Origin of the sequence: Trichocoleus sp. ST-U2 (genome assembly GCF_039961875.1) — a bacterium.
In the GTDB taxonomy this organism is placed as follows: Bacteria; Cyanobacteriota; Cyanobacteriia; order Cyanobacteriales; family FACHB-T130; genus FACHB-T130.
The window spans coordinates 1-11,425 of sequence record NZ_JAMPJY010000081.1 but is presented as its reverse complement, the minus strand read 5'-3'; the positions used below and the strand labels follow the sequence as shown (position 1 = coordinate 11,425).

Sequence of the window (11,425 nt, the reverse complement as noted above, 5' to 3'; positions counted from 1 at the left end):
GCCGCTAAATTGGCAAGTCATACCTTACGATTGTTACTCAAACGGCGCTTTGCCATTGATGTGTTAACTTTTCGTCAAGCTGGTGCTTGTTCCTCATAATTCACATTAAGCGTAATTTTTAATTTTTAACTTTCCCATCCCCACATCAGCCGTGCCCCCCAAAGTACGACTAAACTCACCAGTCCCGCCCAGTCGCTCTTCTTGAGACGCAACTGGTGCCACTGGACGCGATGGCTGTTGGGAGTGGTAAAGCCGCGAACCTTCATGGCGCTAGCAATTTGCTCGGCTCGTAAGAGGAGATTTTCTAACAATCGTTCGGCGACCATCAACCAAAGTTGCAGACTTTTGCGGATACCCAGTTTTTTCCAGTTAATTGCCCGTGTCCGCACGGAACGAACTAAATTTTGCACTTCTTCTAAAACCAGGGGAATAAAGCGCAGCGATAAAGTCAAAGTTAGAGCAATTTCTGTCACGGGAAATTTGAATGCTCGCAGCGGTCGCATCAAACTCTCGATCCCCGCAGTAATCTCCTCTGGAGCTGTGGTCAGCAAAAACAGGTTGGTGCTGTAAATTAAGGTAAATAGTAAGGTACTCACGTTAATCGCTAGCGCCAAGGACTTGCGAGTAATTTTGACTGGCCCTTGGTGGAACAGGACGTAGCGGTAGTTTGACGAGTTTTGAGTGGAGACTGGTTTTGTCGCCTCTGGTTTTTGAGTTGCAGCGGATTTGACAACTCCTGGTTTGGGAGTAGCAGTCTGAATAAAAGATATTTCATCGGCTGGGAGGCGTCGCTGAGAGTCCGCTCCTAGCCCATCGGGAGCAATCATGCTCAGGATGAACACAAAAAAGCACAGCATCAACAGCCAACCCATTTGTTGCTTCCATACGCGCAATGGAATCGCCGCCGTCACAGTAATGGCAACGAGCAGCACCGCTAGGGCGATGCGCCAGATGGGATTTGCCAGAACTGGAGCGATGAGAAAGCTCATCAACCAAGCTATTTTCACCCTGGGGTCGAGGTGATGCAGCCAAGTGATTGGTTGTTCGAGGTACAGCCCCAGCGGCAGCGATCGCAGTAAATCCATAGAAAATTAAAAATTAAACATTAAAAATTAAAAATGCAAAAATTCATTTTACATTTTTAATTTTTAATCGATTAAACGCGAGTAGCTCGGTTACTACGACTGCCCGCTTCCACCTCGCGGACTTTTTTCCCTCTCCAGAATAAGCGTACTGGGGTTCCAGTAAAACCCAACTGTTTTCGGAATTGACCTTCGATGTAGCGGCGATAGTTGTCATTGAAGCGCTTGGGATCGTTGACAAATAGCGCGATCGCTGGCGGTTGGCTACTCACTTGGGTGCCGTAATAAATCTTGCCCTGACGCCCTTGGCGGGTCGTGGGCGGGGAAACCCAAGAAATCGCTTCTTGTAGCACTTCATTAATTACAGCAGTCGTGACGCGGCGTTTGTGTTGTTCGGCGGCTGTATTCACTAAATCTAGAATTTTTTCCACCCGCTGACCTGTTTGAGCGCTGACAAAAATCGTTTCTGCCCAATCGATAAAGTTCAACCGTCCTTTAAAGTTGCGTTCAAACTCGTAGATGGTGTAGGAATCCTTTTCAACAGCATCCCACTTATTGATGACGATGACGCAAGCGCGACCTTCTTCATCAATCCGCCCAGCCAGTTTTTGGTCTTGTTCGGTGATGCCATCCACCGCGTCAATGACTAACAAAACCACGTCGGCGCGACGAATCGCTTTAAAGGCGCGATTAATCCCAAAAAATTCCGGACCGTATTCAACGTTTTTCTTTTTGCGAATCCCGGCGGTATCGATCAATCGGTAGGTTTTACCGTTGCGTTCTACTACCATATCGATGGCATCGCGGGTCGTGCCAGAGATGGGGCTAACGATAGAACGATTTTCGCCGACAAAAGCGTTCAACAAGCTGGATTTACCGACATTGGGACGTCCGACAATGGCGACTTTAATTTCTTCAGTTTCTGGGATTTCTCCCGCAGGCACGATATAGGTAATCAGGGCATCAAGTAATTCGCCGGTGCCACTCCCATGAATGCCAGAGACGGGGAAGGGTTCGCCCAATCCCAGTTCCCAAAACTCCATTGCTTGGGTGAGACCTTGTTCGGAGGATTCGCATTTATTCACCGCTAGCAGGACGGGCACGGGTTGCTGACGCAACCAGTCAGCGATCGTTTCATCGGCTGCCGTTAACCCACTCTGACCATCGACGACAAAGATTGCTGCACTCGCTTCTGAGAGTGCCAACATTGCCTGTTCCCGAATTAGGGGTAAAAACTCGGTGTCATCATTAAACACCAAGCCGCCGGTATCGACGATGACAAACTCCCGGTCTTCCCAGAAGGCGGAACGATAGGTGCGATCGCGCGTGACTCCAGGTTCATCATGCACAATGGCGTCTTGTACACCTGCCAATCGATTGACAAGAGTAGATTTGCCCACATTCGGGCGACCGATAATAGCGACAACAGGCAGGGACATAACCAGATATGCTCATCCGAGTGGATGATGACAGCTCCAAATTTATATTGTATCCATCCTGGATAGACGTGATGTTTTCTGCGGTGACTATCCATGACACATCAGCCAACGTTCGGAAAAGTTTTCGTGGCGATCGCTTTGGGTGCAGTGACGACTTTGACTGGGTGCAGTTCGCTCGAATCCTCTGCCAACCCTGTAAAAGGGGAAGATTTAACCTTAGCCTATACATCAACTACGGCATCTCAGCCAGCCCAACCACTCAACATGCTTACAGGGCATTCTAAGTATGTGCAGGCGATCGCCATCAGTACCGATGGGCAGATTCTTGCCAGTGGCGGTGAAGATGGCACTATCAAGTTGTGGAATTTACCCAAAGGTATCCGCATCCGTACCCTAGCAGGACATATCAAACCCATTCATGCCGTTGCCATTAGTCCGGATAAAAAACTTGTTGCTAGTGGCAGTTATGACGGCACCATCAAGATATGGCAACTCAGTAACGGGGCACTCATCCACACCCTTAACGGGGATTCCACCTCAGTTTTATCCATTGCCATCAGTCCCGATGGAAAAACTTTAGCCAGCAGTGGTTTAGACAAGACGATCAAGCTTTGGCAGCTGAGCAACGGGGAACTTATCCGCACCCTGACGGGGAATTTAGATGCTGTGAATTGCGTTACCTTTAGCCCGGATGGGCAAACCTTAGCCAGTGGTAGTGCCGATCGCTCGATCAACTTATGGAATCCGCGCACCGGCATCCGCATTCGTACCCTAGAAGGGCATTCTGATTGGGTAAATTCCGTCGCCTTCAGTCCCGATGGAAAACTTCTCGCCAGTGGCAGTAATGACGGCACCATCAAGCTGTGGAATCCTCGTAACGGGGAAGCGATCGCCACTTTGAAGGGAAATGCCAACTTAATTAATTCTGTTGCTTTTAGCCCCAAAGGGCAAGCGATCGCCAGCAGCAGTTTGGACAATACGATTAAGCTATGGAATCCCCGCACTGGCGAACTTAAAAGCACTTTGGCAGGAGATGATAGCCAAGTAAATTCCTTCGCCTTCAGTCCCGATGGACAAACTTTAGCCAGTGGCAGTCATGATGGCAGCATTAAGATTTGGCAGGTGCCTTCCCAGTCATCAGGATTGTAAGCGAAAAGCAGGATAGTTTTTTATTCGCTTAAGACAGTTTTTTACAGCAGCCAGATTCAACAATTAACGACCGCTAACAAAGGCGTTAGTTAAAAACCTGCTTGATTAATCGTTTTGTCATGTACTCCGTTATCAAAGGTTTTTGGGTAAATCTAGCTGAATTATTCTCAATTAGCGATCGCTTCAATAGGGATTCCAGAGTTTCTAGTAACTCCGACTGAGATATGGGAGGCAAATCCCCTCGCAACTCAGTCAGCGAAATCGACCCCTGTTTAATTGCTAGCCAATACATAACTTTCTTTTCTAAATCTGACAAGCGATTAAACTGCTCGTCTAAAAGAGCGCAAATGTCGCCAAAGACTAGATTACCTTGTTTTAAAAATTGGGAAACATTACCCTGAAACAAGGTTAAAATCGTGGTCGCAGCTATTTTTAATATTTGCGGATTGCCTGCATAAAAATCAATTAATGCTATCCATTCGTCCTCAGAACCAAAGAAGTCTCCTTTTGTCTTGAAGATTTCCCGTGCTTGTTGTAGTTTCAAACCACCCAATTGTAGCGATCGCACGGGTAGCTTATTGCCTTCTAAGGATACTAATTCTTTAGGTTTTTCTCGACTTGTCAGCACTAGACAGCTTTGATGCAGTGTTTCTCCCACCCGCCTCAAAAGTTCTCCGTAACCTTCGTATCCTTGGCGGTAGCAACCAGCGCAATCGCCACTTTGTAGAATTGCTTCTGCATTATCTAAAACTAGCAGACAGCGTGAGGAGCGTAAGCAGTCAATCAACTGCGATATTCTAGCGTTTACTGTGTCTGGTATATTTGTTTCCGAATCCTTGGATAGGAACTTCAGCAGGGTTGCTAGGATGTCTTGGATAGGTGGCGCATGGTGTAGCGATCGCCAGATTACGTAATCAAATTTATCTTTAATCAATTCTGCACTGCGTATAGATAAAGCTGTTTTACCGATTCCTCCCATGCCTAATATTGTCACAATCCGACAGTGGTCTTTCACAATCCATTGCTTGAGTGTGCCTAGTTCTTCCTCTTGTCCGTAAAAAACCGCCGTGTCAATTGCCTCTCCCCAATCTTGATGTTTATCGTTTGGTAGCCCTGAATTAGGCACTTGACGAGCAGGTTTTGCTAAAGAGTTGCCGTGCTTAAATTCTTCAAATGCACCTATTTTGTATCCGGCTTTTTCCAGTAAGTAAATCACCCGATTCCAGCTTTTTACTTTTATCAAATTTCCTGTTTTATCGCTGATCAGTTGTTCTATATATTTATAAATTCCATTGGATAGGTAAACTCTAACTGAATTACTGCTCCGGCTTTGATAGACTTGAACGGCAATTTCTGCTGGACTATAACCGCAGAGCAATCCTCGTAAAAACTTCTTTTCCACTTGGGTGAGGCTTTTGCCTTTTGCCGCTGCCAAATCTATGTATAACTTTTCCAGATTCCAGTTATTCCCCGCTTCTGTAAATTCTACTTCTAACTTACTTAAAGTAGATGCCATTTTGTTTAATTACTATAGCTACCCCAAGCTAGGATCTTAACGAATTTACTATCAAGAGATAATAAAGCATATATAAACTTTTAGCTAATTTACTAACGTGCGTTAAGAGACGAATAGTGGCTACTTCGGCTATTCTGAGGGTCAGTAATTTTATCTAAGAAGTTTCATCTAGACTTCATCTCAATTTCATAAATCTTGCTGGCTGAAGACAAATTTTAAACTCGCTCGTCAGGGTAATCTAAGTGATTTTTACAGTGCTGTAGACTGTTTTTTCAAGCCAGATAAGTGATTCTGCTGAAATGCGATCGCGCTTCAGCGGCTTTTGGCTGACAAAGATGCGATTTCTTTCCCCGGCCTAGTCTGTAAATTTTTGTAACGCTAGCCGTGTTTCCGCGTAAAACTTGCACCTTGAGACAGACAGAGAGGTGAAAGTGATCGCGCTTGAGGTTAGAAAGCAAGGGAGGAAGGGGAGGATGCGATCGGAACGACCAAGACCACAAGCGCGCCTATAGCTATATCTGAGCAGTGCATCTCTCAGTTCACTTTGCTACGTAATATTCACTACACGTTTCATCTACCACAAGAGGACTAACAATCATGGCTACCCCTCATTTCAATTTTAAAGATGTCTACGATAAACTCATCGAAGAAGCTGGAAAAACTCGCGTTATTTACATTAATGGAATTCGGACTACTAAGAATAAGTTTGAGGAAGATATAAAAGGGTTTGACGGAATCTATAACTTCCACGGTAATCTCTTAACTTCAAATCCTAAAAATGATGAGGGTTTAGAAGTTTTAAATTTAAAGAATGTGTCAGGTTCCAGAGGTTCAATTGAACTTGATGTTCAATACATAAATAAAACAGATAGTACTGGTAACGATTGGGGAGATGTTGGCATGTTTGCAGTAAAATTTTTATTGCAATATGCTGTAGAAAAATTTTCTATTTCAGATACACTAAAACAGGCTAATAAGCACAAACAACTGACTAAACAGATAAAAAATTTAGAGGCTGCTGGCGAAGATGTCACAGCGCTAACAAAAGAATTGGATTCACTTAATGAAGCTGCTGATTTTTTTGGTACAGTTAAAACTGGTTTTGAATTAGCTCAAGAGTTTATTAAATTAGACGAACCTCTTGATTTTGTAACAGAAAAAGGTGCTGCTTTTACGGCAAAAGCATTTGACTTTTTCACAAAAGTTATTGGTATTTTACCAGGACCTTTTAAGGAAATTTCTAATGTTATTGATAGCTTGATTGCAGCTGCTCCCGATGACATTAAAGAAAGTTTACAGCAGTATTGGTATCCACAAAGTCAATATAAAGATATTAATAGTAAATGGACAGCTCCTGCAAGCGAATGGCTGTCTTCTAAGGACAAGAATCCTTTCGGCAATAATTCTTTAATTTTACTAGGTCACTCTCAAGGAAATTTCTTTCTTGAGGATGGATTAATAGAGATGGGGAAGACTTTTAATACTCCAGATCGTACAAGAATTTTGGCACTAGGTTCACCTACAAGTTATCTAGCTGCTGGTGGCATTCATCTATACAAAGGTAATAATGTTGCAGAAAACAACTTTAGAAACCCCGGAGATCCTGTTCCTTTGCTTCAGTTTGAGTCTGAACCATTGGTTTGGGATAAAATTGGCAAAATTTTCAGTATGCTTCCCAATATAGGAGGTCTTTTTGGGCCACATCTAATTGAAAATTATTTCACCAATCCACAGGTTCAAAGTTATTTTAAAGATACTATTTATGAATTACATCCAAAAGGCTTCTACTTTCCCAAAAACGAAGCTCCCACAAATCCTACAGAAGATGATGATTGGATAGAAGGTACTTCTGGCAACGACGTAATCTCTGGAAGAGGCAGAAATGATGTCTTGCAGGGTGGTCAAGGAAATGATTATTTAAGCGGCGATTCTGGCTACGATCTTCTCGATGGTGGAGATGGTAATGAAGATACTGCTGATTACTACAGTAGTCCCGGTAGCATCAAGGTTGATGCAGTTACCTATGCGGGGTCTTCTGTTTACAAGATTGAAGACGGCTTTGGTACTGTAGACACTGTTGGGAATGTTGAAATTATAAGTGGCTCACTTCATGGCGACATAATGAATGGTGGCGATTATGGAGACATTTTCCTAGGTGAAGGCGGTAGTGACATCCTGCACGGCAATGGTGGAAATGACTTGTTAGATGGCGGTTCGGAGAATGATTTTTTGTACGGTGAGGCGGATAGTGACACCCTCAAGGGCGGCACAGGCAATGACTTGTTAGATGGCGGTTCGGAGAATGATTTCTTGTACGGTGAGGTGGATAGCGACACCCTCAAGGGCGGCACAGGCAATGACTTGTTAGATGGCGGTTCGGAGAATGATTTTTTGTACGGTGAGGTGGATAGCGACACCCTCAAGGGCGGCACAGGCAATGACTTGTTAGATGGCGGTTCGGAGAATGATTTCTTGTACGGTGAGGCGGATAGCGACACCCTCAAGGGCGGCACAGGCAATGACTTGTTAGATGGCGGTTCGGAGAATGATTTCCTGACAGGAGAAGCTGGCAATGATTCGCTGTATGGTGGCACAGGTGCAGATGAACTCTACGGCGGTACAGGTGCAGACACCCTCTACGGTCAAGCTGGTAATGATTACCTGGAAGGCAATAACGGCAATGATTTCTTGGATGGTGGCTCAGGTGTAGATCGACTTTACGGTGGTAGAGGTGACGACGAACTTTACGGACAAGCGGGTAACGACTTCCTCTATGGTCAAGCTGGCGACGACTTCCTGAATGGTGGCACAGGCAACGACTACCTAGAAGGCAATGATGGTGATGACACCGTTTATGGCGGTGCGGACAACGACACTCTGTCTGGCAACGTTGGCAATGACTTCCTAGACGGTGGTACAGGTGAAGACTATCTGGAGGGAAATGATGGCAACGATACCCTTCACGGTGGTGCTGACAATGACGAGTTATACGGTCAAGTTGGCAACGACACCATGTATGGAGATTCCGGCGACGACTTCCTTATGGGAGAAATCGGTGACGACTTCATTGATGGTGGCGATGATGTCGATACCGTCAGTTACTCTAATTCACCCAGTGGCGTAACTGTCAACATTGATGAAGGTCAAGGTTATGGAAGCGATCGCATCCTCAGAGCAAATGTAGCCATCAGCGATGTCAATCCCAACAACTACTACACCGACCTAGAACGGGACTTTGCCATCAACCCAGGTACAGCTTATGACGGATTTGGCACCACAGACACTTTGCGGAATCTGGAAAACATCATCGGTTCTGAGTATGACGACATTCTAATTGGCAACAGCAGCAATAACCACATCTGGGGTTTAGCCGGAGATGACCTGCTAATTGGGAATGCTGGAAATGATTATTTTGACGGTGGCGATGGCATAGATACCCTCAGCTATCGCCGCGACCCAAATGGTGTTGTGGTCAACCTAGAGACAGGTAAAGCGACAGATGGATGGTATGCAAAAGATACCATCTCCAACATTGAGAACGTAGTTGGTTCTGATAATGGTGATGATGATATTACTGGTAACGGCAACGCCAATATCATCACTGGTGGCTATGGCAACGACACCATCAATGGCGGCGGCGGTGATGACAAACTCTACGGAGAGTTTGGTGATGACACGATTATCGGCGGTCTTGGCAAGGATAGAATCTTTGGCAACCAGGGAATAGATGTTATTTGGGGCGACCTTGAAGGAAATGCGAATACCGGAGACGCTGACTACATCCGTGGCGGTGACGGCGACGACGATATCCATGCTGGTGGTGGTGATGACTTTGTTGCTGGCGACAGCGGTTACGGCAACGACAAGATTTGGGGTGACGCAGGCAACGATACCTTAGAAGGTGGTGCCGGGAACGACCAAGTATGGGGCGGTACAGGTAATGATGCTATCTATGGTCAAGACGATAACGATCGCCTCTCCGGTGACGACGGTGAAGATTATATAGAGGGAGGAATCGGCAGCGATTACCTCGATGGCGGTAATGGAAACGATCAACTGCTAGGTGAAGCAGGAGACGACATTCTCTATGGTGGTTCTGGCAACGACCAACTAACCGCAGCGGACGGCAACGACTACCTCTACGGTGAAGACGGCAACGACTACCTAGAAGCAGGAGAAGGCAACGACGAACTTTGGGGTGGAGATGATAACGATATTCTCATTGCTCAAGCTGGCAATGACTACCTGGATGGTGGCGCTAGCAACGACAATTTAGACGCAGGAGACGGCAACGACCTACTCTACGGACAAGACGGTAACGACACCCTTGATGCTGGAGAGGGAGATGATTACCTCTACGGTGGAAACGGTGACGATATCCTCAAGGGACAAAATGGGATTGATTGGCTCGAAGGTAACGACGGCAAGGATAATTTAGATGCCGGAGAAGGCAACGACAACCTGTTTGGTCAAGATGGTGACGACACTCTCATTGCAGGCGCTGGTGACGATCGCTTGGAAGGGGGTAATGGCAACGACACCATGCAAGGAGATGCAGGGAAAGACTACTTACTTGCTGGTGCTGGCGATGATTCTCTGACTGGCGGCGATGGTGAAGATGAACTCCACGGAGAGGAAGGCAGCGACACCCTCGATGGTGGCAATAACAACGATAAACTCTACGCCGGAGAAGGCAATAATACCTTAAGCGGGGGCAACGGTAACGACCTGCTTGACGCTGGTGATGGTAACGACACGATGGATGGCGGCGCAGGCGACGACACCCTCTTAGCCAGAAATGGGGACAACACTCTAGATGGTGGCGATGGCAACGACTACTTAGAAACTGGCTTTGGTAATGACATCTTAAAAGGTGGCAACGGGAACGACATCCTCAAAGCTGGCGAAGGCAACAATGCCTTATACGGTGGTGACGGCGACGACTACCTAGAGGCAGGGGCTGGTGACGACATCCTCGACGGCGGCGACGGCAAAAACGAAATGTACGCGGGAGATGGCAATAACACCATCTATGGCGGTTCCCAAGACGACATCCTGATTGGCGGTTTAGGTGATGACACCTTCTATGGCAAAGGTGGCAACGACATCCTCACCGCTGGCGAAGGCAACAATAAACTTTACGGCGGTGACGGTGACGACTTGCTGCAAAGCGGTGCTGGCAACGACATTTTAGACGGCGGTGAAGGCAACAACAAACTCTTTGCCGATGAAGGCAACAATCAGCTATCTGCGGGAGCGGGCAACGACGAGTTGTATGCTGGTGCAGGTGATGACATCCTGCGTGCTGGCGATGGCAATAATATCCTCGAAGCTGGGGATGGTAACAACCAGCTATATTCCGGATTGGGTGACGACCTCATTGATGCTGGAAATGGCAATGATTTTATCGAGTCTGGCGCTGGCGACGATATTATCGATGCTGCCAATGGCGACAACACAATTTTTGCCAGTTCTGGTAACAACACTATCTACACTGGCGCTGGCAAAGATATCATCAACGCCGAAGCTGGCGACGATTTGATTGTAACTGGCGCTGGTGATGATTTTATCGATGCTGGTGCTGGCAATAATACTATTCAGGCTGGAGATGGTAACAATACTCTGTATAGCGGCAGTGGTAACGATTTTCTCTATGCCGAAGCTGGCGACGATTTGATTGTAGCTGGCGCTGGCAATGACTTTATCGATGCTGCTGATGGCAATAACACGATTTATGCAGGAGCGGGCAAAGATATCATCTACGCTGGAGCTGGCAACGATATTATCTACGCCGGAGCTGGCAACGATATCATCAACGCCGGAGAAGGCGACAATATCCTGTACGGTGGTGCTGGCAACGATACATTGATTAGCGGCGGTGGCAGCGACAAGTTCATACTAGGATTGGGAGCGGGAACTGACACCATCGAACACTTTACCGTAGGTCAAGATTTAATTGGATTATCCAGTGGTCTAACCTTTGGTTCTTTGACAATTACCCAAGGCAGCAACGGAGACGACATTTTTACCCAGATCAGCGATAAGAATAGTGGTGAAATCTTAGCATCCCTCAACTGGGTGCAAGCCAACACCCTCACCAGTTCTTCCTTTACAGTCGTCTAAGGTAACGTGAGTTCGGGTTAAGCAGGCAAGGCAGCATCGTTGATCAGGGAGGGCTTCTTGGGCTGGTGGCAGTAGGCAATTAAGCCGGCTATCAAATTGACGGCAAAGTTGACAGG

General features: G+C 46.5%; 5 protein-coding genes and 1 pseudogene. 2 read left to right on the top strand and 4 right to left on the bottom strand.

Features of this window, described 5'->3' with window-relative positions; all coding sequences use genetic code 11:
• Positions 1-125: 125 nt before the first annotated feature.
• Both NC996_RS27530 and der read right to left on the bottom strand, forming a co-directional pair.
• Positions 126-1,085 carry a CbiQ family ECF transporter T component gene (locus NC996_RS27530; protein WP_190690727.1) on the bottom strand — a complete coding sequence of 320 codons (960 nt, stop codon included), beginning with the start codon at positions 1,083-1,085 and terminating at the stop codon, positions 126-128.
• A gap of 71 nt (positions 1,086-1,156) precedes the next feature.
• Entirely contained in the window at positions 1,157-2,521 is a 1,365-nt protein-coding gene (der, locus tag NC996_RS27525) for a ribosome biogenesis GTPase Der (RefSeq protein ID WP_190410755.1), read from the bottom strand.
• Between the two features lie 93 nt (positions 2,522-2,614).
• Between der and NC996_RS27520 the strand changes: the two genes are divergently transcribed.
• Positions 2,615-3,670, top strand: a complete 1,056-nt coding sequence (locus NC996_RS27520; RefSeq protein ID WP_190690725.1) for a WD40 repeat domain-containing protein — start codon at positions 2,615-2,617, stop codon at positions 3,668-3,670.
• Positions 3,671-3,755: 85 nt separating this feature from the next.
• Here the strand turns inward: NC996_RS27520 and NC996_RS27515 are convergent, their stop codons facing one another.
• Entirely contained in the window at positions 3,756-5,186 is a 1,431-nt protein-coding gene (locus tag NC996_RS27515) for an NB-ARC domain-containing protein (RefSeq protein ID WP_190690723.1), read from the bottom strand.
• Positions 5,187-5,783: 597 nt separating this feature from the next.
• Here NC996_RS27515 and NC996_RS27510 point away from each other — a divergent pair.
• Entirely contained in the window at positions 5,784-11,309 is a 5,526-nt protein-coding gene (locus tag NC996_RS27510; protein ID WP_190690721.1) for a hypothetical protein, read from the top strand.
• Between the two features lie 17 nt (positions 11,310-11,326).
• Here the strand turns inward: NC996_RS27510 and NC996_RS27505 are convergent.
• Positions 11,327-11,425 (bottom strand): annotated as a pseudogene (locus NC996_RS27505) (IS982 family transposase); the annotation flags it as partial.

Excerpts from the sequence above, each read along its gene's own strand:
- NC996_RS27520 (WP_190690725.1), top strand. The coding sequence starts at position 2,615 with ATGACACATCAGCCAACGTTCGGAAAAGTTTTCGTGGCGATCGCTTTG.
- NC996_RS27530 (WP_190690727.1), bottom strand. The coding sequence starts at position 1,085 with ATGGATTTACTGCGATCGCTGCCGCTGGGGCTGTACCTCGAACAACCA.
- NC996_RS27515 (WP_190690723.1), bottom strand. The coding sequence starts at position 5,186 with ATGGCATCTACTTTAAGTAAGTTAGAAGTAGAATTTACAGAAGCGGGG.
- der (WP_190410755.1), bottom strand. The coding sequence starts at position 2,521 with ATGTCCCTGCCTGTTGTCGCTATTATCGGTCGCCCGAATGTGGGCAAA.
- NC996_RS27510 (WP_190690721.1), top strand. The coding sequence starts at position 5,784 with ATGGCTACCCCTCATTTCAATTTTAAAGATGTCTACGATAAACTCATC.